This window comes from Vineibacter terrae (assembly GCF_008039615.1).
In the GTDB taxonomy this organism is placed as follows: Bacteria; Pseudomonadota; Alphaproteobacteria; order Reyranellales; family Reyranellaceae; genus Vineibacter; species Vineibacter terrae.
This window is the reverse complement of sequence record NZ_VDUZ01000036.1, coordinates 20443-44184: the sequence shown is the minus strand read 5'-3', so window position 1 is coordinate 44184 and position 23742 is coordinate 20443. Positions and strand designations below refer to the sequence as shown.

The window sequence follows — 23742 nt, the reverse complement described above, 5'->3', positions numbered from 1 at the left end:
GCTCAGCGCACCTTCAACGTACCGATCACCGATGCGATCCGGTCCGTTGAGAGCGCCGCGTTGCCGCCAGGACAATGATAGCCGCGCATGACCCAGGCAAGGCCATCGGCCCGGGCCGGGCCGGGCTTTGCGAAGGCAAAGCAGGCGCGGCCATCTGCAGCCTTGAACGTGGCATAGAAGCCGTCGCCCTGCGCGTTCAAGGCCGACCAGTCGTGGGCATTGTTGCGGGTGAAGCTGCTGATCTCCAGCAGGAACTCGCTTTCGTCGTCGCGCCTGAGCGGCATGTGGACGGAGCCTGCGTCCACCGCGTCGACCAGCACCACGTAGGTCGCCGCCGACGGTCCATGGCTGCCCGCGGCCCAGCGCCGGAACGTGCCGCGGCCATCGACGCCGTCGTACTCGGCGGAAGCCGCGCAGCTCATGCCCGCGCTGGCCAGTATCCGCGAGCGCGAGCATTCGATATCGGCCCAGGCCAAGCTGCGTGTCAGGCTGGCGCGCGTATGCCGCCGCTGGGCTGCCTCCTGCTCTTCCTTGCGACGAGCAGCTTCCGCGGCTGCGGCCTGCTGCCGCGCCGCATCGGCTTCGGCCGCCTTGCGGCTCGCCGCGTCGGCGTCAGCTGCCTTGCGGCGGGCCGCCTGGTCGGCGTCGGCGGGGCCGGCCTTAGGCTTGTCGCTCGGCACGGCGATAGCGAAGATGCCCCAGGCCACGGCAGCGCCCGCGAGCAGCCCGGCGATAACGGCGGCGGCAATGACCAGCCCGCGCCCCGACTTCTTCCCTTCCACGTGCGCCCGCGGCGTCCCCGGCGTCGCCGAAACATCGGCCCGGGCGATCTGTCGGGCGCGGGCACCCGACACGACACGAAATGCCTCGACCGTGCGCACGATGTTCTTCATCACCGGCAGGCCCAGCCGCTCGAAGCCGTACTCCGGCAGCTTGGCGCGCGCCTGGCCGGCCACCTCGCCCGAAACCATAACCCCGCCGGGGTCGGCGGCGGACTGCAGGCGCGCCGCGATGTTGACGCCTTCGCCCAGCAGGTCGCCGTTGTCCTGCACGATCACGTCATCGAGATGGACACCGACCCGGAGCAGCATGCGCCGGTCGGGCGGCATGCCGGCATTGCGGGCATCGACGCCGGCCTGGACGTCGAGCGCACACCGCACAGCCTCCACGGGGCTGGTGAACTCGGCCAGCACGCTGTCGCCGGCCGTATTGGCGATGCGCCCGCCGTGGCGGCGAATCGACGAATCGACCGCCGTGCGATGGGTGCGCAGCAGGCGCAGCGTGCCTTCCTCGTCCGCGCCCATCATCGCCGAGTAGCTCACGACATCGATGGACATGATCGCAGCGAGGCGCCGTTTGACCGGCGAACCATTCATGAAGGCGACATTCCCCCTGTTGCCAACGCGCCAACCGTTTGTATGCCCACAATACTACGGGCAGTCATGGCGCACCACAGAATGCGGCGCTCCGCAGAGCGGTGCCGGCCGCTGCCGATGCGCGGCAAGGCGATTGACGGCGCCTGGAGGGTCGGATTTGCTGCCGCGCCTATCGACATGGAGGAGTGTGGCTATGGCGTACAAGGGCTTCGACCTGACGGGCAAGGTGTCGCTGATCACCGGCGGCAATGGCGGCATCGGCTTCGGCATGGCCGATGCGCTTGCCGAGGCGGGAGCCGGGGTCTGCATCTGGGGCACCAACGCAACCAAGAACGCGGCCGCGATCGAGAAGCTGAAGCGCCACGGCGGCAAGGTGCATGCGCAGATCGTCGACGTTGCCAGCGAAGCGGCCGTCGAGGCGGCTTTCGCCGAAACCTTGAAGGTCATGGGCAAGGTGGACAACTGCGTCGCCAATTCAGGCGTCTCGGGCCGCGGCAGCAAATCGTTCATGGAGATCACGGCCGACGAATGGCGGCGCGTGCTGTCGGTCAACCTCGACGGCGTGTTCTTCACCTTCCGTGCCGCCGCGCGCCACATGGTCGAGCGTGGCGAGGGCGGCTCCCTGGTGGCGATGGCCAGCACGGCGGCGATCGAGGGCGCGGCGCGCAACGAGCACTATGCCGCCAGCAAGGGCGGCGTCGTGTCCATGGTGCGGGCGCTGGCCGTCGAGCTGGCGCGCTACAAGATCACGGCCAATTCGATCCTGCCGGGCTGGATCGAGACGGCGATGACGGCCAACGCCTTCAACAACGAGAAGTTCGCCGGCAACGTCAAGCCGCGCATCCCGGTGCGGCGCTGGGGCGTGGAGCAGGATTTCGGCCCGGTGGCCGTGTATCTGGCCAGTGACGCCACCAAGTACACGACGGGACAGTCCATCGTCATCGATGGCGGCTACACCCTGTTCTAGCCGCACGGCCCTGCCCTGGAGCGTTCTGCTCCAGGGCGCCAGGCCAAAAAGGCGTTGGCGCTGACCATCAAAGCCGGCACGATCAGCGACGGATCAAGCGTCCGACGGGCTTTGGGGGCAGTCATTGCGCACGCCGACCGCCGCGCTGCTGGCCAGCGCGCTGTTCATGCTGGGGTCGATCACCGCAGCGGCGCAGGACGACCGCTGCACCGGCGGCCAGACACCCGGCGGCGTCATCATCGTGCAGTTCGATCGCGGCCAGTCGCTGCTGACGCCGCGCGCGCAGAAGGCGCTCTCCGACATCGCGCGCAAGGCCATCGCACAGAAGGCGAACCTGCTGTGCCTTGAAGCCTTCGCCGACGCCTGGCTTGGCAAGGAGCGCGACCTCGAGCTGGCACGCGCCCGCGCCGAAGCGGTGACGAACGAGCTGGTCGCCAGCGGCTATCCGCGCGAGAAGATCGTCATCCGCCGGATCGCCGATCCCAAGCGGCTGCTCGGCAAGGAGACCTCGACCGAGCGCAAGGTCGAGATCCGCTACGGCCGCTGACGCCCTGATCCCGATTCAGATCGCCGACATACCGGCGTCGATGACCAGCTCAGCGCCGGTCATGTAGCGCGACTCGTCGGAGATCAGGAACAGGATGCCGTAGCCGATATCCTCCGGCCGGCCCAGCTCACGCAGCGGCACGCGCTGGCGGGCGCGCTCGCGCAGCGCCTCGGTCTTGAAGAGCGACTCGCCCATCGACGTGAGAATGATGCCGGGATGCACAGAATTGCAGCGCACCTTGTAGCCCTTGCGCGCGCACTCGATAGCGACGGTCTTGGTGAACTGCCGCACCGCGCCCTTGCTGGCGCCGTAAGCCGAAAGCTCCGGCGTGCCGAGCAGGGCCGCCAGGGACGACAGGTTCACGATCGAGCCGCCACCGGAATCGCGGATCGCCGGCACGCCGTGCTTGCAGCCCAGGAAGACACCGTCGACATTGACGGCAAAGATGCGCCGCCACTGCGCCACGTCCTCGCTTTCGAAGGTGCTGGGAAAGGGCCCGCTTATGCCGGCGTTGTTGACCAGTCCATTCAGCCGGCCATGCTTGGCCAGCACCTCGGCGATCACGCGCTGCCATTCCTCGTCCTTGGACACGTCATGCGGCAGGAAGCTCGCCGCGCCGCCGATCTGCTGCACGGTCTGCAGCCCGCCGGCGCGATCGACATCGGTGACCACGACGGTCGCGCCCTCGTTGGCCAGCAGCGTCGCCGTGGCTCGGCCGATGCCCGAGCCGCCGCCTGTCACCAGAACCACCTTGCCTGCCACACGTCCGGCCACCACGTCCTCCCATGATCGTTCGACACTGCACGCTAGCGAGCGCCGGCCGGCTCATACAAGCCGCATGATGCCGGCGCGGCGCAGATCAGCGCAGATCAGCAATGTCGATACGTTCGCCTTGGCGCCGCCATCATCACAGGCTTCGCTGATCCCGAGTCAAAAACGAGGTCCGCATGTCCACCCGCCTGCGCCGTGCCGTGATCGCCGCCGCCACCTGCCTGACGGCGTTGGCCGGCGCTGCTGCGAACGCAGAGAAGCCGGACGGCCCGCCAGGCCAGAACAAGCGCGGCGGCGGTCCCGCAGCACCCGCCGCGAGCCGGCCGTTCTCGACCGCTCCCGGCGCGCCGACGGTGACCATCGTCATCTCGCCCCGCGACCAGGTGACCATCCGCCAGTATTTCGGCCAGCAGTTTGCGGCCGGCCGCTGCCCGCCTGGCCTCGCCAAGAAGAACAATGGTTGCCTGCCACCAGGGCAGGCCAAGGCATGGGCCCTGCGCCAGCCGTTGCCCGGCGGCCTGCCCTACTATCCGCTGCCGTCGGATCTTCTGGCCCGGCTGCTGCCGCCGCCGGCCGGCTATCAGTACATCCGCGTCGCCGGCGACGTGCTGCTGATGGCCATCGGCTCGCGCATGATCGTCGACGCCGTCCGCGACCTCGGCGGCCCATAAAGACTGGTTCCGCAAGTCTCATACAACACAAATAGTTGTGGTTCAGTCTTGCCGCAGCACACGAAACGGCCGATAGTGCCGGCGTCGAGACGCGGCTGGCACGAACCACCGCCCGACCCTGCAAGGCCCTCCTGCCCCCCGATGGAGGTCAGTCATGAATCTCGGCGCGTTTCTCGCGACGCTGATGGTTATTTCCCCTGCCGACACGCCGGCGCCGCCGGCGCAGGCTGTCGTCACGCCGCCGGCCGTGGAGCAAAGTGCTCCCGTCGTATCGCCCATCCAGCTCGCTGCCGTGCCTCCCGACCCGGAGCCGGAAGCTGCACCGCCGACGCCGCCGGCCGTGGCGCCCAAGGCCACCCCGCCCCGGTCCACAGCCGGCAAGGTCACGCCCCCGGGCACCCGCAACGGCAAGCCGACCGCCGCCCACAAGCCGGCGCCGCAGCGTAAGCCGGCCACCGCCGCTAAACCGCGCGTCAATGGCAAGACGCCAGTGGCGACGAGCTGCCCCGCCGGCAAAGTCAAGAATCCGGCCACTGGCCGCTGCGGTCCGCGGACACCGGCGACGCCGCGCGCCTGATCGACAGGCGCCGGTCAGATCTCCAGCACGGCCTTGCCGACGACCTTGCGCTCCAGGACAACGCGCATCGCGTCGGCGACCCGCTCGAGCGGAAATCGATGCGAGATATGCGGACGCATCACGCCCTGCGCCGCCAGCCGGGGAAACTCGCGCGCATAGTCGTCGGCGAAGGGCTTGTAGTGTCGCGCATGCTCGCCGGCGCGCACGCCGATCACCGACAGGCACTTGATCAGGATATGGTTGCTCTTGAGCGTCGAGGGGCCGCCGGACGTGAAGCCGATCACCAGCAGCCGGCCCCCGAAAGCAGCGCAGCGTAGCGAGCGTTCGAACGTCTCGCCGCCGACCGGATCGTAGATCACGTCGGCGCCGCGGCCGTCGCTGAGATCTTTCACCAGCGGCACGAAGTCGGTGCTGCGATAGTTGATGACGAAGTCGGCGCCCTGGGCGCGCACGACCTCCAGCCTCGCATCGTCACCGCCGGTGGCGATGACCTGCGCCCCCAGGTGCTTGCCGAGCTGGACCGCCGCCATGCCGACGCCGCCGGTGGCGCCGTGGACCAGCAGGACCTCGCGCCGCTTCAGCCCGGCGCGGTGGATCAGGCCGTTGTAGGCCGTCGTCGCCGCGACCCGGAATGCCGACGCCTCGGCGAACGACCAGCCGACCGGCACCTTCATCGGCTGGCTGTCGGCTGCAACGACCGCATATTCGGCAAAGCAGCCCGGGCGCTTGCCGAAGATCACGCCGTCGCCCACGGTCCAGCCGGTGACGCCAGGGCCCAGGGCCGCGATCTCACCGGCGGCTTCCATGCCCGGAATGAACGGCAGCGCCGGCTTGTGCTGATAGCCGCCAGCCACCATCAGCACATCGGGAAAATTCAGCGACGCCGCATGCACCCGAATCAGGATCTCGCCAGCCTTCGGCTCAGGCACCGGCAGTTCCGCGATCCTCAGCACCGAAGGATCGCCCAGAGTTTCGCACAGAACCGCACGCATGGATTTCCCGTCCGATATCTGATCCGACGCTATCGGGCAGGGTCAGCAGCGTCGAGACATATCCCCCAGGATCATATGCAGGGCGAAACGATCCCCGCTGTCATCCGGAGCGCCGGGAGGGATGACAGTTGCTAGTATCAGCTATCGGTAGAAGGTGAGTCGTGACTGTCATCCCGAGCGAAGCGAGGGATCTCCTGCGATTGGCGTGCTGTGCGTCCCACGCGGGAGATCCCTTGCTGCGCTCGGGATGACGGATGTATCAGCGACCTGCGATTCCCAGCACTAGTCGAGCTCGAAGGCGCCTTTGTAGTCGCGCTTCAATGACGGGTTCTGCGCTTCCTTGAGCAGCACGCAGTTGCCGACCACCAGCACCTCGATCTCGGAGCCCATGAAGCAGCGGAAAGCGTCTTCCGGCGTGCATACGATCGGCTCGCCGCGCACGTTGAAGCTGGTGTTCACGACCACCGGACAGCCGGTCTTGGCCTTGAAGGCCGAGATCAGGTCGTAGTAGGCCGGGTTGGTCTGGCGATGCACGGTCTGGATGCGGGCCGAGTAGTCGACATGCGTGACCGCGGGAATATCGGAGCGCGGCACGTTCAGCTTGTCGATGCCGAACAGCGCCTGCTCGTCCGCCGTCATCGTCCGCCGGCGACGCTCGACCACCGGCGCCACCATCAGCATGTAGGGGCTGTCGGCGTCGATGTCGAACCAGTCGGACACATCCTCGCGCAGAACCGACGGCGCGAACGGCCGGAACGATTCGCGGTACTTCACCTTCAGGTTCAACGTCTTCTGCATCGAGGGCGAACGCGGATCGCCCAGGATCGAACGGCCGCCCAGCGCGCGCGGCCCGAACTCCATGCGCCCCTGGAACCAGCCGACCGCCTTCTCGTCGGCCAGCGCCTGCGCCGTCGTCTCGATCATGCCGTCATAAGGCAACGTCTCGAACCTCGCGCCCGCCGTCTGCAGGCGTGCCTCGATGTCCGGCTGAGCGTATTCCGGCCCCAGATAGCTGCCGTCCATGCTGTCGATCTGGGGCGCATTGAGGTGCCCGTTGACGCGGCGCGGCTGGCGGCAGAAGCCGTGATAGGCGGCGTAAGCCGCGCCGACCGCGCCGCCGGCGTCGCCGGCCGCCGGCTGCACCCAGATGTTGTCGAACACCTTCTCGCGCAGCACCTTGCCGTTGGCGACGCAATTGAGCGCCACGCCACCGGCCAGGCAGAGGTTCCTGGCGCCGGTCTGCTGCGCAACCGACCGGGTCAGGCGCAGCACGACCTCTTCGGTCACCGCCTGGATCGACGCCGCCAGATCCATCTCGCGCTGGGTCAGCCGTTCCTCGGCCTTGCGCGGCTTGCCCCCGAACAACGCGTCGAACTTCTCGTTCGTCATGCGCAGCCCGGTGCAGTAGTCGAAATACTCGAGGTTCAGGCGAAACGAGCCGTCATCCTTCAGGTCGACCAGCTTGTCGAGGATGGTGGACTTGAACCGCGGCTCGCCATAGGGCGCCAGCCCCATCACCTTGTACTCGCCGGAGTTGACCTTGAAGCCGGTGTAGTAGGTGAACGCCGAGTAGAGCAGGCCCAGCGAATGCGGGAAGTGGATTTCCCGCACCATCTGCAGCTCGCTGCCTTCACCCATGGCCAGCGACGTGGTGGCCCATTCGCCGACGCCATCCATCGTCAGCACGGCTGCCCTCTCGAACGGCGACGGAAAGAAGGCGCTCGCGGCGTGGCTCTGATGGTGCTCGCCGAACAGCAGCTTGTTGTGCCAGTCGAAGTCGGGAATCCAGCGCTTCATCTCGTCGCGCAGCAGCGTCTTCTGAAGCAGCTTCTCCTTCAGCCAGACCGGGATGGCCATGCGGAACGAGGTGAAGCCGCGCGGCGCGAACGCCAGGTAGGTCTCCAGCAGCCGCTCGAACTTCAGGAACGGCTTGTCGTAGAAGGCGACATAGTCGATGTCCTTGAAGGCGAGGCCGGCATGCCGCACGCAGAAGTCGATGGCCTGCTGCGGGAAGCCGGCATCGTGCTTCTTGCGGCTGAACCGCTCCTCCTGCGCCGCCGCCACCAGCTTGCCGTCAACCAGCAAGGCCGCGGCGCTGTCGTGGTAGAGGGCCGATATGCCAAGAATGCGCACGCGAGGCGTTCCCGAGGATGGTCAGAAGATCGTGTAGATGAACGGGCCGATCGCGGTCTTGGTCAGCACAAGCAGCGCACCCAGCATCACCATCACCACGATGATCGGCAGCAGCCAGTACTTCTTGCGCACCCGCATGAAGCTCCACAGTTCCTTGATCAGCCACATTGCTCGTATTCCCTAGGCCGTGCGGCTCAGTACTGGTTGCGCATGGTCTCGGGTGACGGCCCCGGGGGCTGCCGCTCGATCCAGTAGCTCGGCGCCGCACGGTCGAGCTTCAACCTGAGGAGATCCTTGCCGCGCCAGCGCATCAGCAGGCCGATCGGCAGCATCACACCGTAGAACATGATCGCCAGGATGATGGGATTCATGACCTTGCTCATCAGCAGGCCCAGGTGCTTCCACACCCAGTTCAGAGGTCCCAGCGCCCGGGGCGCCGCCATGGCGACGACGCCAAAAAGGGCCGCCAGTCCGATCGCGTATGGCCACCACGTGCCATGATGCCACCAGGACCAGACCGCCACGATGATGAAGACAGCCGCGAAGACCAGCCCGAACGATCGGTCCGAACCTCCTGGCAGGTGTTCTTCGCGCGTGAAATTTTCGTGTGTTTCTAAGGCCTTAGCCATGCCGAAACCGCAATGAGCACACGCCTCGGCGGCGCGCCCGTGTGGTCCAAGTGACGGATTCGTCGGGGAAAGTCAATCGACGCCCAACGGATTTCTCGCCCCGCCGCAACAACAGACGCGGCAGCAGATGATGCGCCGTATGCAACCAGCCGCGGCATCGCGCCTGACAACCATCTGACCGGATCTGTGCCAATGGCCCGTCTGGGAGCCGGGGCCGACGACGTCTTCGTGGAGGCGCCTCTGTCGGAGGCAGAGCGTTCAAAGACACGCCGCCGCCCGCCAGCATGCTGGAAGACGGCGCTACGCCGCTTCTGGCGCCAGCCGACCTCTACAGCCTCGGTTTTCAGATGGTGGCGTACCCGGTGTCGCTGCTCTCCCGCATCATCCACACCAGCGCGCCTTGGTGGACATGCGTTCAGGCACCCCTTCACCTCAAGGCGAGAGTGTGAGCTTCTCGGACTTCAAGGCGTCGGTCCGCTTTGGCGACTGGGCCGAAATCGAGGACCGGTTCGGTCGTTGACCCGGCCCCGGGGACGCATCGCCCCCGGGCAGCATGCGATGGTCAGGCGGCTGCCGACACGCTCCGCGCCGTCGCCTGTGTCAAGATGGCGCCCACCATCCGGCGCATGGTCGCCGACGCAGCCTCCAGGTCCAGCCCATAGGTCATGCGCAGGCCGAACCACATCTGCCAATCGGACGCGGCCAGCAGGGCATCGACCGTCTGCTTGCGCTCCGCCTCCGACAGCCGCATCAGCTCGGGCGCAAACGCGCTTTCAGTGCGTTCGCGCGCGAACAGACGGCCGGCTGTCACCCCCGCAGCCAGCTTGGGTGACCGCGGTTGATGCAGGGCAACGGCGCGCCGGAACGGCAGCAGCGCCTCGTTGACCTCGATCCGCATGCGCATCAGCGCATCCAGCCGTTCTTCCCACGGCAGCGCCGAATCGATCGGCTTGGCCAGCGGCGTCAATGACTCGACCACCTGCTGGGCAACCGCAGCGAAGAGCGCCTCGGTGTCGTCGAAATGCTGAAAGATCGACCGAGTCGAGACGCCGGCCGTGCGCGCGATATCGATGACCCTCGGGGTGGATTCCCCACCGCGGATCAAGTCGATCGTCGCATTGATGATACGCTCCCGCGTCCGCGCGGCACGCAGAACACGACCATCGATCTTGGGCCGCGGGGCGGTTGCGACTCCTTCTCGTGGCGTGGCGACCGTTGCATCACTCATCTTTCAACTCCGGGTTGCCGACCGTTGAGCGGCCGTGTGTCGGTCCCCCGTTCCCCACAACGGAAAAATTCATTTGAAATATTACGATTCAACACGTCGCACGCATCACGGCCCGGAATCGTTAATCACCCGCCAACCTCACGTTATTTCACACATCTGCGCCCATCAGGCCTGTGATAATCTTGTGCCACACAGCCTGTGCTTCCTCGACCGGCAGGCCGTGGAAGCGGCGCATCGTCATCCACATGTCCCAGTCCAGGGCGGCCCGCAGCGCATCGAGCATCTGCCGGCGATCATTGGGCTGCAGGCGGTCGAGCTCGGGGCGGAAGGCCCGCTCGATATTCTGCCGCGTCAGCGCCCGCGCGACCTTGGCCCGCTCCACCATACCGGGTGACGAAGCCTCAACCGCAATTGCCGCAAACCGCACCGGCAGCACCCGCTCGCAGGCTGCGGCGCGACGCGTCACGAAGGCCTCGATCCGGCCGGCCAGCGGCCCGATCGGCTCGACCGCCTCCCATTCGCTCTGGGCCTCGCCCAGAATCTCGTCGAACACGACGAGAAACAACGAATCGACCTCCTGGAAATGCTGGAACACCGACCGCACGGACACACCGGCCCGCAGGGCGATCTCAGCGACCTTGGGCAACGCGAAGGTCTCCTCGACCAGGGCGCGGGTCGCAGCCACAATCTTGCGTCGCGTATGTTCGGCACGCAGGTTACGGCCGTCGATCCTGGTTTCTGCATTGCCACCAGCGTGGGCGGTGGCGGGGGCTGCAAGGGCCAGTATCGTCATCACAAACCTCTTCATCCACGAGTAAACAGCCCCGCGTCCCCGACCGAACTTCGACCTGGGCAACAGGACACAAAGCGACGATTGCATGGACCCGCTCGATCGCGATGGCGCCGACCGGGCGAGTTTGTCCCCCGTCAACTCGCTCCGTGCGCGTGTCGCTTCCGACGTTTCGGCTGCGCACCGTCGATCATGCGAAAGCATCGCCCGCTTTCGTCGTATTTTGGTGTACGGACAGGGTGTGGCCCTATCAAGGCAGCGCCGGTGCGAAAATGGTTCAAGCTGGATTAGACTTGCAGGGAATGTGAAATATGAACGACGGTTTACAGGCGGTTTTGTGGGACTTCGGCGGAGTCATCCTCAGCAGCCCGTTCGATGCTTTCGCGGCCTATGAGCGCGAGGCCGGACTTCCTGAAAATTTCATTCGCCTCCTCAACGCGCGCAATCCGGACACCAATGCCTGGGCCCGGATGGAAAGAAGTGAAATCAGCACGGATGCGTTCGTCACCCTCTTCGAAGCCGAGGCGCTGGCCCAGGGGCATCGGCTGGACGGGCAGCAGGTGCTGGCGCGGCTGAGCGGCGACATCCGGCCGGACATGGTCGAGGCTTTGCGGCGTGTCCGCACGCGCTATCGCGTCGCATGCATCACCAACAATGTGAAGTCGGGCACCGGCCCCGGCATGGCGCGCGACCCCGAGCGCGCCCGGCAGATCGCCGAGATCATGACCCTGTTCGAGCACGTGGTGGAGTCGAGCATCCTGGGGATGCGCAAGCCGGACCCGCGCATCTACCGGCACGCCTGCGAACTGCTCGGCGTGGCGCCTGAGCGCTGCGTCTACCTTGACGACCTGGGCATCAACCTGAAGCCGGCACGCGCTTTGGGCATGCGGACCATCAAGGTCCTCGGCTCGGCGCAAGCCATCGGCGAGCTCGAGGCCGTAACCGGCATGGCCTTGCGCTGAGGTGCATGAGCCGTCCGGGCGGCAGTGGAATATTTGTCGGGAGGCGGTGCTTGGGTGAGAATGGAGGTGGCGGGAACGACCAGATGACCGCACCCGAGCAGAGCCACGGCACCCGGAGCCGACCGCCGCGACGGAACGTCGCGGCCCTCACCCAGAAGCGCCTTGAAACCGCGGCGGCCGCCTACGTCGCACGCTTCGACGCCTCGTCGTCACAGCTGCGCGCCGTGCTGATGCGCCGGGTCCGCACGGCGCAGCGCGCCGCGGTGCCCATCGTGGCTGCCGCCGAAGCCGTGATCGACGGCATCATCGCACGCTACACCAAGGCCGGCGTCCTCGACGACACCCGCTATGCCGAACGCAAGGCCGGCAGCCTGCACCGGCGCGGCGTCTCGTCACGTCACATCCGGGAGAAGCTGAAGCGCGCCGGCATCGACCGCGATGGCGTCGATCAGGCTCTGGAGACGACCCGCGAGGAGCTGGCGGCCGATGGCCACGAGCTCGACCTGCGCGCCGCCCTGGCATTCGCCCGCCGCCGACGGCTGGGCCCATTTCGCACCACCGGCGATCGCGATGAGCGGCGCAGCCGCGACCTCGCAGCCCTTGGCCGCGCCGGCTTCGCCTTGGACATCGCTCGCCAGGTCATCGACGCCGACGATCCCGATGCCCTGCTTGCCGACGGCCCGCCGCCATGATCGGCCAGATCCGCCTGTACAGCGGGCTCGTGCTGTTCGGCTACGCCGCGCTGCATCTGTCGAACCATGTGCTGCTTCTGGGCCCGTTGCGTCTGGCCAATGACGTGCTGGCCGCTGTCGCCGCGTTCTGGCACAGCCCGCCGGGCACGGTGGTGCTGTACGGCGCGCTTCTGGCCCATGTCGCCCTCGCGCTATGGTCGTTCGTCCGCCGCCGTCACCTGCGGCTGGTGCGCTCCGAGTGGCTGCAGCTCGTGCTCGGGCTGGCCATCCTGCCCGTCGGGATCACGCATTTCGTGGCCAATCGCGGCAGCGCCGAGCTTCATGACGTTCCACCCAACTACCTCTGGGTGCTGTTGTCCGTCGGCGACAGCTGGCTCGGCGCGCTGCAGCAGATGGGGCTGGCGCTGATCGTCTGGATCCACGGCTGCATCGGCATCCATGCCTGGCTGCGCCTGAAGCCGTCGTATCGCCGCTGGCTGCCATCGCTGTTCGGGTTCGCCGTCGCGTTGCCGGTCCTGGCGCTGGCGGGGACATTGGCCGGCGCCCGCCAGGTCAGCGAGCTTGCCGCCGACCCGGAACGCCTGCGGGAGATGCTGCAGGCGCTGGGCATCACGGCTGAAGTCAGCCAGGAGCTCTACCGCCTCAGCAACCTGCTGAAGATGATCGCCGGCGCCATCCTGGTTGCGGCGCTGGCCGCCCGTCCGCTGCGCGACTTGTGGGAGCGCCGCCACGGCGTCGTGCGGATCAGGTACAGCGCCGACCGCGTCGTCGTGGTGCCGGCCGGGCCGTCGCTGCTGGAGATCAGCCGCGGCGCCGGGGTCCCGCATCCCGGAGTCTGCGGCGGCCGCGGCCGCTGCTCGACCTGCCGCGTGCGCATCGGCGGCCCGGATCGCGCCCGCCTGCCTGAGCCGACCACGGTGGAGGCCAAGGTGCTGGCCCGCATCGGCGCACCGCCCAACGTGCGGCTGGCATGCCAGATCCATCCGCCGGCGGGAGATTACCACGTCACGCCGCTGATGAGCCCGTCGGTCGGCCCCAGCGACGCCTGGCGACGCTCGTCGGGCCATGGCAGCGAACGCTTCATCGCCGTGCTCTTCGCCGACATCCGCGGCTTCACCGCGCTGTCCGAGGGACGGCTCCCGTTCGACGTGGTGTTCGTGGTCAATCGCTATTTCCGCGCCATGGGTGGCGCCATCGAGAGCGCCGGCGGCCATGTCGACAAGTTCATCGGCGACGGCGTGATGGCCCTGTTCGGCATCGACGGCGACCCGCAACGGGCGGCACAGCAGGCGCTCGACGCGGCACGCCGCATGTCGCTGGCGCTGAAGGACCTGAACGACACGCTGAGCGCCGACCTGGACCTGCGTCTGCGGATCGGCATCGGTGTGCATGCCGGACCCGCGATCGTCGGCGAAATGGGTTATGGCCAGGCCCTGTCGCTGACGGCGATCGGCGACATGGTCAACACCGCGAGCCGCCTGGAGAGCATGACCAAGGAACTCGCCTGCGAGCTGGTCGTCTCGCACGACCTGCTCGAGCGGGCCGGCGTGATGCTGGACGACGTGCCACGCCACGAGATCGACGTGCGCGGGCGGCGTGGCAAGCTCGTCGTCTACGCCATCGCCGACGCCGCGACGCTGGCGGCGGCACCGTCGCGGGCCGCGGACCCGGCCGGCGGTAAAACCGTCGTCACCCCGGCGCCGGCCTAGCGCGCGGCCAGGCACCATCCTACTCTGCCGCCACGACGATGCTTGAGGGGAGACGGCGGATGCCCGCCACGGCAAAGACAGCCATCACGATCTGGCACAACCCACGCTGCAGCAAATCGCGTGAGACCTTGGCTTTGCTGCAGGAGCATGGCGTCGAGCCGGCGATCCGGGAGTACCTCAAGCAGCCGCCGAGCCGGCGGGAAATCGAGACCCTGCTCGACCTGCTGGGCGGCGAGCCGCGGGCCCTGCTGCGCGACGGCGAGGCCGAGTTCAAGGCGACGGGCAAGAAGGCCGCGACGCTGACCCGCAAGGACGTTGTCGAGCTGATCGCCGCGCATCCGGTCCTTCTGCAGCGCCCCGTGGTCGTCGCTGCCGACAAGGCCGCCATCGGCCGTCCGCCGGAGGCGGTGCTGAAGGTGATCGGCAAGATGTAGGGCCGATGGAAGGCAATGCCGCCGGTGGTGTTAAGGCTTCGTGGCCCGACAGGCACACAATGAAAGCCAAGCACGGCACAATGCCTCCGTATTCTCTGCACCCAGGCCGGTCCGCCATGGCAGCGCGCGTCATCGCGCCGCCACATGCCGCAGGACAGGCCAGGATCGCGCCATGCCGCAGCGCCTGCGCCTGATCTCCGGGATCACGCTGTTCGTCTTCGTGACGACACATCTGCTGAACCACGCGCTTGGCCTGTTCTCGATCGCCGCCGCCGATGCCGGCCTGACGGTCTTCGCCGCGGTTTGGCGCAATCCCGTGGGCACGGGCATCCTGGCGCTCGCCATCCTGACGCATTTCGGCCTGGTGCTGTGGTCGGTGTTCAGGCGGCGACGGCTGCGCCTGTCGCGATGGGAGTGGATCCAGCTGGCGCTCGGCCTGTGCATCCTGCCGATCGGGCTGGGCCATTTCGTCATGGTGCGGGGCGCGCATGAGATCGACGGCGTCACCACGGCCTATTTCTGGGTCCTGTGGCCCATGGTGGCCGACCCGTGGAACGGCGCCCGGCAGTTCGGCTTGATCCTGATCGTCTGGATCCATGGCTGCATCGGCCTGCACTTCTGGCTGCGCCTGAAGCCCTGGTACCGGCGGTTCATCGCCCTGTTCTACGCTGCGGCGCTGATGGTGCCGACGCTTGCGGTCTGCGGGGTGGCCGTGGCGCTGCGCGAGGCGGCCGACATCTTCCAGGACACCGACAGGTTGATGGCGCTCGCGCGGGCCCTCAACGCGCCGCCCGACAAGGACGCGATCGACCGCCTGCGCGCGCTGTCGGATATCCTGATCGCCACGGTGATCATCCTCATCGCCCTCGTGCTCGCAGCCCGGCCGCTGCGCGCTTGGTGGGAGCACCGCAAGGGCTCGGTGCGCCTCGAATACCCCGAAGGGCGTTTCGTCTCGCTGCCTGCCGGGCTGAGCCTGCTGGAGATGAGCCGCGTCGTGGGCATCCCGCACGCTTCGGTATGCGGCGGCCGCGGCCGCTGCTCGACCTGCCGTGTGCGCATCGCCGGTCCCGATGGCGAGCGCCTGCCGCCAGCCAGCGCCGAGGAAGCCCGGGTGCTGCAGCGGATCGGCGCCCCCCAGGGCGTGCGGCTTGCATGCCAGACGCGACCGCCGCCGGGCATCTACACGGTCACGCCGATGCTGCCGCCGGCCGCCGATACCCGAGACGTGCTGCGCGGCGACATGTCGGCCCACGGCACGGAGCGGGTGGTGGCGGTGCTGTTTGCCGATCTGCGCGACTTCACGTCGATCTCCGAGAAGCGCCTGCCGTTCGACATCGTGTTCATCCTCAACCGCTATTTCCGGTCGATGGGCGATGCGGTCCAGGCCGCCGGCGGGCATGTCGACAAGTTCATCGGCGACGGCGTGATGGCCGTGTTCGGCCTGCGCAGCGACAGCGCCACCGCGGCCCGCCAGGCGCTGGACGCCGCGCGGCGCATATCCATCGCTCTGGAGCTGCTCAACGACACCCTGACCGGCGAGCTCGATCGGCCGCTGCGCATCGGCCTTGGCATCCACGCCGGCCCGGCCATCGTCGGCGAGATGGGCCATGGCCGGGCGGTCAGCCTCACCGCCATCGGCGACACCGTGAACACGGCGAGCCGGCTGGAGAATGTCGCCAAGGAGCTGGGCTGCGAGCTGATCGTCTCGCAGGAGCTGCTCGACATCGGTGGCGTCACCCTGCTGGGCTGGCAGCGCCACGACGTCGAGGTCCGCGGCCGGGAGCGGCGCATGGCCGTGCGGGCCGTGACCACCGCCAGCCGGCTGCCGGCATCATGGTCATAAGCCACCGTCATTTTCGGGGGACATCATGCGTCGTACCGTCTGCGCTGCGCTCGCCGCGCTGCTCGCCATCGCCGCCACAAGGCCCGTCGCCGCCGCCGGCACCGAGTCCGAGCCGGCCGCCAGGCCCGCCGCCAATGCGGACTACGACATCGGCAAGGCCGCGGTCGAGAAAGGCGATTTTCCGCGCGCGATCGAGGCGTTGCGCCGCGCGGTCGCCAGCGACCCCCGGAATGCCAACGCCTTCAACCTGCTGGGCTTCGCGACGCGCAAATCGGGCGATCCGCGAGGCTCGCTGCAATACTACCAGCAGGCCCTGACGATCGACCCCAAGCATATCGGCGCCCACGAATATATCGGCGAGGCCTACCTGATGCTCGATGACGTGGCGCAGGCGCGGCAGCACCTTGCGCGCCTGGATCAGCTCTGCATCTTCGGCTGCAAGGAGCATCGCATGCTCAAGGATGCGATCGCCGCCCACCAGAAGGGCATCAAGCCGAAGTGACGCGTCGGCGCCGCGCGATGTGCCCCGGCGCCGCCGGGCGAGCGGCGTCAGAGCGTGACGCCGCCATCGACGTGGATGACCTGGCCCGTGATGTAGCCCGCGACCGGCGAGCACAGGAAGGCGATAGCGGCGGCGACCTCGGCCGGCTTGGCGAAACGGCCGATGGGTATTGCCCGTTCCCATTCGGCCTTGCGGCCTGGCGTCAGCGCCGTGTGCATTCCGGGATCCTTCTCGACAAAGCCGGGGGCGACGCAGTTCACGCTCACGCCATAGGGTGCCATTTGCACGGCGAAGGCCTTGGCCATGGCCTCGATGCCTGCCTTGGCCGCCGCGGTCGCCGGGAACACCGGCAGCCCGAACCCCATGGCATGCGCCACGAACGACGACACCGCCACGACACGGCCGTCGCGCGCCTTCTCCAGCCAGGGCCGTGCCGCCAGGATCAGATCGAAGAAGGCGTTCTGCATCGCCGCCATCGACGCATCGTATCCCGGCCGGTCGAGCTCGCCGATCGGCCGCCGGTCGGCGAAGCCGGCGTTGCTGACCAGCACATCCAGTCGCCCGAAGCGATCTGTCGTCGCCGCGACGATCGCGGCGGCGACATCGGCGACCGAGAGGTCACCTTCCACCACCAGCGCCGCCCCGCCCGCGGCCTCGATCTCGCCCGCCACCCGGCGGGCGCCGTCCAGGTTCCGGCGCCCATGGACGGCGATGCCGACACCGGACGCTGCCAGCGCCCGGCAGGTGGCAGCACCGATGCCGGACGACGCCCCGGTGACAAGGCAGACGCGACTGATATCGGGCATGGGGCTCGTTCCTTCTTCGACTTCGTGGCAGGGTGTGGGTGTTGTCCGCGATGCGCTGACCGGAGGCACAGGAATCAGCATGTCCTACATCGCCTGCGCGTCATCGCCTATCCAAGCAACCCACGAAACCAACCGGATACGGCCGCGCAATCGTGCGGAAACCCCTTGCCCGTAGCTAACACCGCCGCCGGCACCGCGCTTGAAAGCGCAGGTTGACGGCTTCCAAAGTCCGTGATAGTGAGTGATTACTCATAAATGACGCCTGCGTCACGAATACGAAAGATGAGCTGCCCGTGATCACGCTCTACGATCTCAAGCCACGCTTCCAGGCATTGCTGCGGCCATTGGCCGGCTCCCTGGCACGCGCCGGGGTCACGGCAAACCAGGTGACGCTGGCGGCGGCGGCGGGGTCGGTGGGGGTCGGCATCATCGTGGCAGCCTGCGCCCCTGCCCGCTGGCCGTTCCTGCTCCTGCCCGCGTGGCTCTTCCTGCGCATGGCGCTCAATGCGCTGGACGGCATGCTGGCGCGCGAGTTCAACCAGAAAAGCGCGCTGGGCGCCTACCTCAACGAGCTCTGCGACGTCATCTCCGACGCCGCACTCTACCTGCCCGTCGCGGCAATGGCACCCTTCACCCCGGCGAGCGCAGCGTTGGTCGTCTTCCTGGCGACGCTGAGCGAGCTTGCCGGCGTGCTGGGCGTCATGGTCGGCGCGACGCGACGCTATGACGGGCCGATGGGCAAGAGCGACCGCGCGTTCGTCTTCGGCGCGCTCGGACTATGGATCGGCATCGGCGGCGACCTGCCGGGGTGGCTGGCATGGCTGCTGCCGCTGGTGGCGGCGCTGATCGCGCTGAACATCGTCAACCGCGTGCGCCGCGGTCTGGCCGAGATCAGCTCATAACGCCCACGCGGCGACGGGGTTTGCATGCGCACTGCCGAAGAGAAGACCTTCACCACGCATGACGGCGTGGAGCTGTTCTACCGGTACTGGCCGGCGGCCGGCACGCCGCGCGGCGCCGTCGTGCTGTTCCATCGCGGGCATGAGCATTCCGGGCGGATGGCGCACCTCGTCGAGGAGCTCGACCTGGCCGATTTCGCCTTCTTCGCCTGGGATGCGCGCGGCCACGGACGGTCGCCCGGCGTGCGCGGCTTCAGCCCCAGCTTCGGCACCTCGGTGCGCGATGTGCAGACCTTCGTCGATCACATCACCGCCACCTACGGCATCGCGTCCGAGGACATGGCGGTGGTGGCGCAGAGCGTCGGCGCCGTGCTGGTGGCAACCTGGGCCCATGACTATGCCCCCAAGGTGCGCTGCCTGGTGCTGGCGTCACCGGCCTTCAAGGTGAAGCTCTACGTGCCGTTCGCGCGGCATGGCCTGGCGGTGCTGGAGCGCGTCAAGCCCGGCCGGTTCGTCAACAGCTACGTCAAGGCGAAGTTCCTGACCCATGACCCCGAGCGCATCGCGTCCTATGACTCCGATCCGCTGATCACGCGCGCCATCTCGGTCAACATCCTGACCGGGCTCTACGATGCCGCCGACCGCGTGGTGGCCGACGCGCGCGCCATCACCATCCCGACCCAGCTGCTGATCTCGGGCGCCGACTGGGTGGTGCATCACACGCCGCAGCATCTGTTCTATGAGCGGCTGGGCACGCCGCACAAGGAACGCCACGTGCTGGCCGGCTTCTATCATGACACGCTGGGCGAGCTGGGACGCCCGGTCGCCGTCGCGCATGCAAGGCGCTTCATCAACGAACGCTTTGCCGAGCCGCTGCAGCGTCCGACGCTGCTCGATGCGCACCGCTGGGGCTACACCCGCGACGAGGCCGATGCGCTCACCACGCCGCTGCCGTTCTTCTCGGCGCGCGGTCTGTACTGGGCGATGACCCGCGCCTCGATGAAGATCGGCGGCTGGTTCTCGCGCGGCATCGGCCTTGGCCACAAGACCGGCTTCGATTCAGGCTCGACGCTCGACTACGTCTATCGCAACACGGCCGAAGGCGTCGGGTCGGTGGGCCGCCTGATCGACCGGGCCTATCTCGACTCGATCGGCTGGCGCGGCATCCGCCAGCGCAAGCTGCATGTCGAGGAGCTGATCCGCAGCGCCATGAAGCGGCTGCGCGACGGCGGCCAGAAGGTGCGGATCATGGATATCGCCGCCGGCCACGGACGCTACGTCCTTGAGGCGCTGGAGGCGCAAGGCCGGGACCGGCCCGACTCGATCCTGCTGCGCGACTACAGCGACTTGAATGTCGAGAGCGGTGGCCGCCTCATCGTCGAGAAGGACCTGATCGACATTGCGCGCTTCGTGAAAGGCGACGCGTTCGACCGCGACGATCTGGCCAGGGTCGAGCCGCGCCCGACCCTGGGCATCGTGTCCGGCCTCTACGAGTTGTTCCCCGACAACGGCCTGGTCAAACGGTCGCTGGAGGGCATGGCCGCAGCCGTGCCGCCGGGCGGCTACCTCGTCTATACCGGCCAGCCCTGGCATCCGCAGCTCGAGCTGATCGCGCGCGCGCTCACCAGCCATCGCGGCGGCGCGGCCTGGGTCATGCGCCGCCGCACGCAGGAGGAGATGGACCAGCTTGTCGCCGCCGCCGGCTTCCGCAAGCTCGACCAGCGCGTCGACGAATGGGGCATCTTCACGGTGTCGCTGGCGCAGCGGATCGAGGGCACGTGATGGCGCCGATGCACAACGCAGTGGCGCCCCTCGAGAATGAGCCGGGGCGGCCCTGGAAGCGGGCGACGGCATGGCTGGCCATGCTGGCGGTCTTCTTCTACGCCACCTACGGGCTCGCCAACTGGCTCGCGGCGCAGCGCAGCGACGTGGGCAGCGTGGTGTTCGGCTGGGAACGGCACATCCCGTTCGTCGACTGGACCATCTTCCCCTATTGGTCGATCAACGCCTTCTACGGCCTGTCGCTGTTCGTCTGCGCCACAAGGGCCGAGCTCGACACGCATGTCCGCCGCCTGCTGACCGCGCAGATGATCGCGGTGTCCTGCTTCCTGCTGTTTCCGTTGCGCTTCACGTTCGACCGGCCGGAGACCACCGGCGCTGCCGGTTTCCTGTTCGCCTCGCTGGGTGCCTTCGACAAGCCGTTCAACCAGGCGCCGTCGCTGCACATCGCCCTGACCGTGATCCTGCTGGAATTCTATGCCCGCCACGCCACGCCGTTGTGGCGCTGGGTTCTGCGCCTGTGGTTCGTGTCGATCGGGCTTTCGGTGCTCACGACCTACCAGCACCATTTCATCGATATCCCGACCGGGGCGTTGCTGGGCTTCCTGACGCTGTGGCTGTGGCCGCTCGGGCGCAGATCGCCGCTGCTGTCGCTCGCCTGGACGCCGGATCCGGCCCGGCGGCGGCTGGCGGCGATCTACGCCGGCGGCGCCGGTTTCTGCGCCGCCCTCGCGTTCGGCCTGGGCGGGGCATGGCTGTGGCTCCTGTGGGCCGCGGTGGCGCTGGGCATGGTGGCCGCCTTCTACGGCATCATCGGCGCCGACGGCTTCCAGAAGGGCGCCGATGGCCAGCTGAGCCTGGCCGCCTGGGCATTGCTGCTGCCGTACCTGATCGGCGCCTGGATCAATTCGCGCCTGTGGACCCGCCGGCACCCGGCCCCCGACCATGTCGCCGACGGCGTTTGGATCGGTCGCGTGCCCACGACACGGCAGGCCAGGGCGCTGCCGGTGCGGGCGATTCTCGACCTCAGCGCCGAACTGCCCGGCCCGCGCGGCATGCCGGCCTACCGCGCCTGCCCGGCGCTGGACCTTGTGCCGCTCGACGCAACGACCTTGCAGCGCGCGGCCGACACGATCGAGGCTCTGCGCCGTGATGGACCCGTGCTCGTCACCTGCGCGCTGGGCTATGGCCGCAGCGCCGCGGCGATCGCGGCCTGGCTCGTGCGCAGCGGTCGTGCCATCGACACTGCCCAGGCGCTGGCCATGATCCGCGCTGCCCGCCCCCGTATCGCGCTCGACGCTGCATCGCTTGCCCGCACCCTGAGCGAGGCTGCCGCTTCCGCGCCCCTCGCCGCCGGCAAGGCGCCATGAGCGATCCCACTGCGGACGACCGGGCGACTGCCGCCGTCGCCGCGCATCTGCTGTCCCAGGGCGCGACGGTGCATCGCCTGTCGGCGGCGCTCACCGTGGCCAGCGTGCTGGCGCTGCCGAGCCTGGCGCTCCTGCATCCGCGACCGCTGCCGGCGCTGGCGACGGCGACATTGGCGGTCGTCATTGGGCTGGCGGAGCTATGGCTTGCCCTGCGCGTCGCCTTCGATGCGCGGATTTTTGAGCAGCTGGCGCGAGGCGAAGCAGGCGGCAGCATGACAACAGCCAGCTTCGACGGGGCCATGGGCGCGCTTGGACTGATGCCGGCGGACAAGGCCGGACGTCCGGTCGCCGCCCGCGTGCGCGGGGCGATGGGGCTGCTGCGCCGTCAGGCCACGATGGCCGTGGCGCAACTCGTCGTCATCGGCGTCAGCGGCTGGATTCTCGTCGTGGTGAGGGGCTGATCGCATGATCGAACGACTCGCGGCCAGCGTCATCACGGTCTTTGCGCGGCTGGTGACGGGCGTGCGCACCAACTGGCTGGGCTGCCAGCCCGAGCCGGTGCAGCGCATCTATTTCGCCAACCATTCGAGCCATGGCGACTTCGTGCTGATCTGGACGTCGTTGCCGCCAGGCCTGCGCGCCATGACGCGGCCCGTCGCCGGCGCCGACTACTGGCAGCAATCCGCATCGCGCCGCTTCATCGGCGAGCGGGTGTTCCGGGCCGTGGCGATCCCGCGCGGCGGCGACGCCCGGCAAGCGCAGGAACTGATGTGCGCGGCGCTGGACGGCGGCGCCTCGCTGATCGTCTTCCCCGAGGGCACGCGCAACACCGGCGACGAGATCCTGCTGCCATTCCGCAGCGGCCTGTACTGGCTGGCCAAGGCGCGGCCCGACATCGAGTGCGTGCCGGTTTGGATCGCCAATATCAGCCGCGTGCTGCCCAAGGGCGAGATCCTGCCCATTCCCCTGCTCTGCACCTTGACCTTCGGCGCCCCGCTGAAGGTGGCGCAGGACGAGGACAAGACGGCCTTCATCGCGCGCGCCCGAGGCGCGCTGCTGGCGCTGGCCAGCCCGCAGGGGAACGGAGAGTCCGAGCCATGACCACGCACGAGCAGACACTGGCCCTGTTCGCGGGCATCGGCGGGCTGCTGGTGATCGCCTCGCTTGTGGGCTTCGTCCTGGCCCGCCGCGCCCGGGGCGAGAGCCCGGGTATCGCGAACCTCAACGCACGCATCAAGGCGTGGTGGGTGATGGTGGCGCTGATCGCCGTCGCCTTCGTGTTCGGCAAGACCGGGGTCATCGTGCTGTTCGCGCTGGCCTCGTTCCTGGCGCTGCGCGAGTTCCTGACGCTGATGCGCACGCGGCGCGGCGACCACATCGCCATCGCCGGCGCCTTCTTCATCGTGCTGCCGGCGCAGTATGTGCTGATCGGCATCGACTGGTACGGCCTCTACTCGATCTTCATCCCGGTCTACGCCTTCCTGGTGATGCCGATCGTCGCCGCGCTGCGCGCCGACACCAAGAACTTCCTGACCCGCATCGCCGAGGTGCAATGGGGGTTGATGGTCTGCGTGTTCTGCGTCTCGCACGTGCCGGCGCTGATGACGCTGGACATCCCGGGCTATGACGGCCGCCAGCTGCTGCTGATCGCCTTCCTGGTGCTGGTGGTGCAGTCGAGCGACGTGCTGCAATATGTCTGGGGCAAGCTGTTCGGCCGCCACAAGATCGCGCCCCTGCTGTCGCCGTCCAAGACCGTGGAAGGGTTTGTCGGCGGCGTGCTGAGCGCCTCGGTGCTGGGCGCGGCGCTGTGGTGGATCACGCCCTTCTCGCCGCTGCATGCCTTCGGCATCGCGCTGCTGATCAACCTCATGGGCTTCTTCGGTGGCCTGGTGATGTCGGCCATCAAGCGCGATCTTGGCGTCAAGGACTGGGGCCATATGATCGAGGGCCATGGCGGCATGCTCGACCGGCTGGACTCGGTGATTTTCGCAGCCCCGATCTTCTTCCACGTCGTGCGCTTCTGGTGGACGGCGTAGCGACGAATCCGTGTTGACGGACGGACCCA

The 23742-nt window shown here is 68.0% G+C and carries 25 protein-coding genes; 16 read left to right on the top strand and 9 right to left on the bottom strand.

Going from position 1 to position 23742, the window contains the following annotated elements; all coding sequences use genetic code 11:
* Positions 1 to 2: 2 nt before the first annotated feature.
* Positions 3 to 1337, bottom strand: a complete 1335-nt coding sequence (locus FHP25_RS27150) for an adenylate/guanylate cyclase domain-containing protein (RefSeq protein ID WP_178133810.1) — start codon at positions 1335 to 1337, stop codon at positions 3 to 5.
* A gap of 232 nt (positions 1338 to 1569) precedes the next feature.
* Between FHP25_RS27150 and FHP25_RS27145 the strand changes: the two genes are divergently transcribed.
* A complete protein-coding gene (locus FHP25_RS27145) occupies positions 1570 to 2343 on the top strand; it encodes an SDR family NAD(P)-dependent oxidoreductase (protein WP_147850119.1) in 774 nt (257 codons plus the stop codon).
* A gap of 124 nt (positions 2344 to 2467) precedes the next feature.
* Positions 2468 to 2890, top strand: a complete 423-nt coding sequence (locus FHP25_RS27140; RefSeq protein WP_147850118.1) for an OmpA family protein — start codon at positions 2468 to 2470, stop codon at positions 2888 to 2890.
* 15 nt (positions 2891 to 2905) lie between these two features.
* Here FHP25_RS27140 and FHP25_RS27135 read toward each other — a convergent pair whose 3' ends face one another.
* Positions 2906 to 3664, bottom strand: a complete 759-nt coding sequence (locus FHP25_RS27135; RefSeq protein ID WP_231712491.1) for a glucose 1-dehydrogenase — start codon at positions 3662 to 3664, stop codon at positions 2906 to 2908.
* Between the two features lie 173 nt (positions 3665 to 3837).
* Between FHP25_RS27135 and FHP25_RS27130 the strand changes: the two genes are divergently transcribed.
* Positions 3838 to 4332: an RcnB family protein gene (locus FHP25_RS27130; protein ID WP_147850116.1), complete on the top strand. Its 495-nt coding sequence runs from the start codon at positions 3838 to 3840 to the stop codon at positions 4330 to 4332.
* 154 nt (positions 4333 to 4486) lie between these two features.
* A complete protein-coding gene (locus FHP25_RS27125) occupies positions 4487 to 4909 on the top strand; it encodes a hypothetical protein (protein WP_147850115.1) in 423 nt (140 codons plus the stop codon).
* 14 nt (positions 4910 to 4923) lie between these two features.
* Here the strand turns inward: FHP25_RS27125 and FHP25_RS27120 are convergent, their stop codons facing one another.
* The 6 genes from FHP25_RS27120 to FHP25_RS27100 all read right to left on the bottom strand — a co-directional run bounded on the left by FHP25_RS27120 (position 4924) and on the right by FHP25_RS27100 (position 10684).
* Positions 4924 to 5901 (bottom strand): NADPH:quinone oxidoreductase family protein, encoded by a 978-nt coding sequence (locus tag FHP25_RS27120; RefSeq protein ID WP_147850114.1) that lies wholly within the window; start codon positions 5899 to 5901, stop codon positions 4924 to 4926.
* Between the two features lie 282 nt (positions 5902 to 6183).
* Entirely contained in the window at positions 6184 to 8034 is a 1851-nt protein-coding gene (locus FHP25_RS27115) for a carbamoyltransferase family protein (RefSeq protein WP_147850113.1), read from the bottom strand.
* A gap of 21 nt (positions 8035 to 8055) precedes the next feature.
* Positions 8056 to 8202 carry a DUF5989 family protein gene (locus FHP25_RS40945; RefSeq protein WP_178133809.1) on the bottom strand — a complete coding sequence of 49 codons (147 nt, stop codon included), beginning with the start codon at positions 8200 to 8202 and terminating at the stop codon, positions 8056 to 8058.
* A gap of 26 nt (positions 8203 to 8228) precedes the next feature.
* Positions 8229 to 8663: a hypothetical protein gene (locus FHP25_RS27110; RefSeq protein WP_178133808.1), complete on the bottom strand. Its 435-nt coding sequence runs from the start codon at positions 8661 to 8663 to the stop codon at positions 8229 to 8231.
* Between the two features lie 562 nt (positions 8664 to 9225).
* Complete coding sequence (locus FHP25_RS27105; protein ID WP_147850111.1) at positions 9226 to 9891, bottom strand: TetR/AcrR family transcriptional regulator; 666 nt, start codon at positions 9889 to 9891, stop codon at positions 9226 to 9228.
* 148 nt (positions 9892 to 10039) lie between these two features.
* Positions 10040 to 10684: a TetR/AcrR family transcriptional regulator gene (locus tag FHP25_RS27100; RefSeq protein WP_178133807.1), complete on the bottom strand. Its 645-nt coding sequence runs from the start codon at positions 10682 to 10684 to the stop codon at positions 10040 to 10042.
* Between the two features lie 308 nt (positions 10685 to 10992).
* On the opposite strand from FHP25_RS27100, the gene FHP25_RS27095 reads away from it, so the two are divergent.
* From FHP25_RS27095 to FHP25_RS27070, 6 genes are all read left to right on the top strand, one after another.
* A complete protein-coding gene (locus FHP25_RS27095) occupies positions 10993 to 11643 on the top strand; it encodes an HAD-IA family hydrolase (RefSeq protein ID WP_147850109.1) in 651 nt (216 codons plus the stop codon).
* 83 nt (positions 11644 to 11726) lie between these two features.
* Positions 11727 to 12335 (top strand): regulatory protein RecX, encoded by a 609-nt coding sequence (locus FHP25_RS27090; protein ID WP_147850108.1) that lies wholly within the window; start codon positions 11727 to 11729, stop codon positions 12333 to 12335.
* The gene (locus FHP25_RS27085; protein ID WP_147850107.1) at positions 12332 to 14044 is read left to right on the top strand and encodes an adenylate/guanylate cyclase domain-containing protein; all 1713 of its coding nucleotides are present in this window, start codon (positions 12332 to 12334) and stop codon (positions 14042 to 14044) included. Before FHP25_RS27090 ends, FHP25_RS27085 begins: the two co-directional genes overlap by 4 nt.
* Before the next feature lie 59 nt (positions 14045 to 14103).
* Entirely contained in the window at positions 14104 to 14478 is a 375-nt protein-coding gene (gene arsC / locus FHP25_RS27080) for an arsenate reductase (glutaredoxin) (RefSeq protein WP_147850106.1), read from the top strand.
* Positions 14479 to 14650: 172 nt separating this feature from the next.
* A complete protein-coding gene (locus tag FHP25_RS27075) occupies positions 14651 to 16321 on the top strand; it encodes an adenylate/guanylate cyclase domain-containing protein (RefSeq protein WP_147850105.1) in 1671 nt (556 codons plus the stop codon).
* Positions 16322 to 16346: 25 nt separating this feature from the next.
* Entirely contained in the window at positions 16347 to 16823 is a 477-nt protein-coding gene (locus FHP25_RS27070; RefSeq protein WP_147850104.1) for a tetratricopeptide repeat protein, read from the top strand.
* Positions 16824 to 16870: 47 nt separating this feature from the next.
* Here FHP25_RS27070 and FHP25_RS27065 read toward each other — a convergent pair whose 3' ends face one another.
* Positions 16871 to 17629: an SDR family NAD(P)-dependent oxidoreductase gene (locus FHP25_RS27065; protein ID WP_147850103.1), complete on the bottom strand. Its 759-nt coding sequence runs from the start codon at positions 17627 to 17629 to the stop codon at positions 16871 to 16873.
* Positions 17630 to 17925: 296 nt separating this feature from the next.
* Here FHP25_RS27065 and FHP25_RS27060 point away from each other — a divergent pair, with 296 nt between their 5' ends.
* The 6 genes from FHP25_RS27060 to FHP25_RS27035 are packed head-to-tail and all read left to right on the top strand — an operon-like array spanning position 17926 to position 23713.
* The gene (locus FHP25_RS27060) at positions 17926 to 18531 is read left to right on the top strand and encodes a CDP-alcohol phosphatidyltransferase family protein (RefSeq protein WP_147850159.1); all 606 of its coding nucleotides are present in this window, start codon (positions 17926 to 17928) and stop codon (positions 18529 to 18531) included.
* Positions 18532 to 18555: 24 nt separating this feature from the next.
* A complete protein-coding gene (locus FHP25_RS27055; protein ID WP_147850102.1) occupies positions 18556 to 20310 on the top strand; it encodes a bifunctional alpha/beta hydrolase/class I SAM-dependent methyltransferase in 1755 nt (584 codons plus the stop codon).
* A gap of 8 nt (positions 20311 to 20318) precedes the next feature.
* Positions 20319 to 21677, top strand: a complete 1359-nt coding sequence (locus FHP25_RS27050) for a phosphatase PAP2/dual specificity phosphatase family protein (protein WP_147850101.1) — start codon at positions 20319 to 20321, stop codon at positions 21675 to 21677.
* Positions 21674 to 22138: a hypothetical protein gene (locus FHP25_RS27045; RefSeq protein WP_147850100.1), complete on the top strand. Its 465-nt coding sequence runs from the start codon at positions 21674 to 21676 to the stop codon at positions 22136 to 22138. Before FHP25_RS27050 ends, FHP25_RS27045 begins: the two co-directional genes overlap by 4 nt.
* Before the next feature lie 4 nt (positions 22139 to 22142).
* Entirely contained in the window at positions 22143 to 22778 is a 636-nt protein-coding gene (locus FHP25_RS27040) for a lysophospholipid acyltransferase family protein (protein ID WP_147850099.1), read from the top strand.
* Positions 22775 to 23713 (top strand): phosphatidate cytidylyltransferase, encoded by a 939-nt coding sequence (locus tag FHP25_RS27035; protein ID WP_147850098.1) that lies wholly within the window; start codon positions 22775 to 22777, stop codon positions 23711 to 23713. The genes FHP25_RS27040 and FHP25_RS27035 overlap by 4 nt, the downstream gene beginning before the upstream one ends.
* Positions 23714 to 23742 lie beyond the last annotated feature (29 nt).

Excerpts from the sequence above, each read along its gene's own strand:
- FHP25_RS27085 (WP_147850107.1), top strand. The coding sequence starts at position 12,332 with ATGATCGGCCAGATCCGCCTGTACAGCGGGCTCGTGCTGTTCGGCTAC.
- FHP25_RS27045 (WP_147850100.1), top strand. The coding sequence starts at position 21,674 with ATGAGCGATCCCACTGCGGACGACCGGGCGACTGCCGCCGTCGCCGCG.
- FHP25_RS27070 (WP_147850104.1), top strand. The coding sequence starts at position 16,347 with ATGCGTCGTACCGTCTGCGCTGCGCTCGCCGCGCTGCTCGCCATCGCC.
- arsC (WP_147850106.1), top strand. The coding sequence starts at position 14,104 with ATGCCCGCCACGGCAAAGACAGCCATCACGATCTGGCACAACCCACGC.
- FHP25_RS27130 (WP_147850116.1), top strand. The coding sequence starts at position 3,838 with ATGTCCACCCGCCTGCGCCGTGCCGTGATCGCCGCCGCCACCTGCCTG.
- FHP25_RS40945 (WP_178133809.1), bottom strand. The coding sequence starts at position 8,202 with ATGTGGCTGATCAAGGAACTGTGGAGCTTCATGCGGGTGCGCAAGAAG.
- FHP25_RS27145 (WP_147850119.1), top strand. The coding sequence starts at position 1,570 with ATGGCGTACAAGGGCTTCGACCTGACGGGCAAGGTGTCGCTGATCACC.
- FHP25_RS27095 (WP_147850109.1), top strand. The coding sequence starts at position 10,993 with ATGAACGACGGTTTACAGGCGGTTTTGTGGGACTTCGGCGGAGTCATC.
- FHP25_RS27050 (WP_147850101.1), top strand. The coding sequence starts at position 20,319 with ATGCACAACGCAGTGGCGCCCCTCGAGAATGAGCCGGGGCGGCCCTGG.
- FHP25_RS27125 (WP_147850115.1), top strand. The coding sequence starts at position 4,487 with ATGAATCTCGGCGCGTTTCTCGCGACGCTGATGGTTATTTCCCCTGCC.
- FHP25_RS27090 (WP_147850108.1), top strand. The coding sequence starts at position 11,727 with ATGACCGCACCCGAGCAGAGCCACGGCACCCGGAGCCGACCGCCGCGA.
- FHP25_RS27075 (WP_147850105.1), top strand. The coding sequence starts at position 14,651 with ATGCCGCAGCGCCTGCGCCTGATCTCCGGGATCACGCTGTTCGTCTTC.
- FHP25_RS27040 (WP_147850099.1), top strand. The coding sequence starts at position 22,143 with ATGATCGAACGACTCGCGGCCAGCGTCATCACGGTCTTTGCGCGGCTG.
- FHP25_RS27100 (WP_178133807.1), bottom strand. The coding sequence starts at position 10,684 with ATGACGATACTGGCCCTTGCAGCCCCCGCCACCGCCCACGCTGGTGGC.
- FHP25_RS27035 (WP_147850098.1), top strand. The coding sequence starts at position 22,775 with ATGACCACGCACGAGCAGACACTGGCCCTGTTCGCGGGCATCGGCGGG.
- FHP25_RS27065 (WP_147850103.1), bottom strand. The coding sequence starts at position 17,629 with ATGCCCGATATCAGTCGCGTCTGCCTTGTCACCGGGGCGTCGTCCGGC.
- FHP25_RS27105 (WP_147850111.1), bottom strand. The coding sequence starts at position 9,891 with ATGAGTGATGCAACGGTCGCCACGCCACGAGAAGGAGTCGCAACCGCC.
- FHP25_RS27110 (WP_178133808.1), bottom strand. The coding sequence starts at position 8,663 with ATGGCTAAGGCCTTAGAAACACACGAAAATTTCACGCGCGAAGAACAC.
- FHP25_RS27055 (WP_147850102.1), top strand. The coding sequence starts at position 18,556 with ATGCGCACTGCCGAAGAGAAGACCTTCACCACGCATGACGGCGTGGAG.
- FHP25_RS27150 (WP_178133810.1), bottom strand. The coding sequence starts at position 1,337 with ATGTCCATCGATGTCGTGAGCTACTCGGCGATGATGGGCGCGGACGAG.
- FHP25_RS27120 (WP_147850114.1), bottom strand. The coding sequence starts at position 5,901 with ATGCGTGCGGTTCTGTGCGAAACTCTGGGCGATCCTTCGGTGCTGAGG.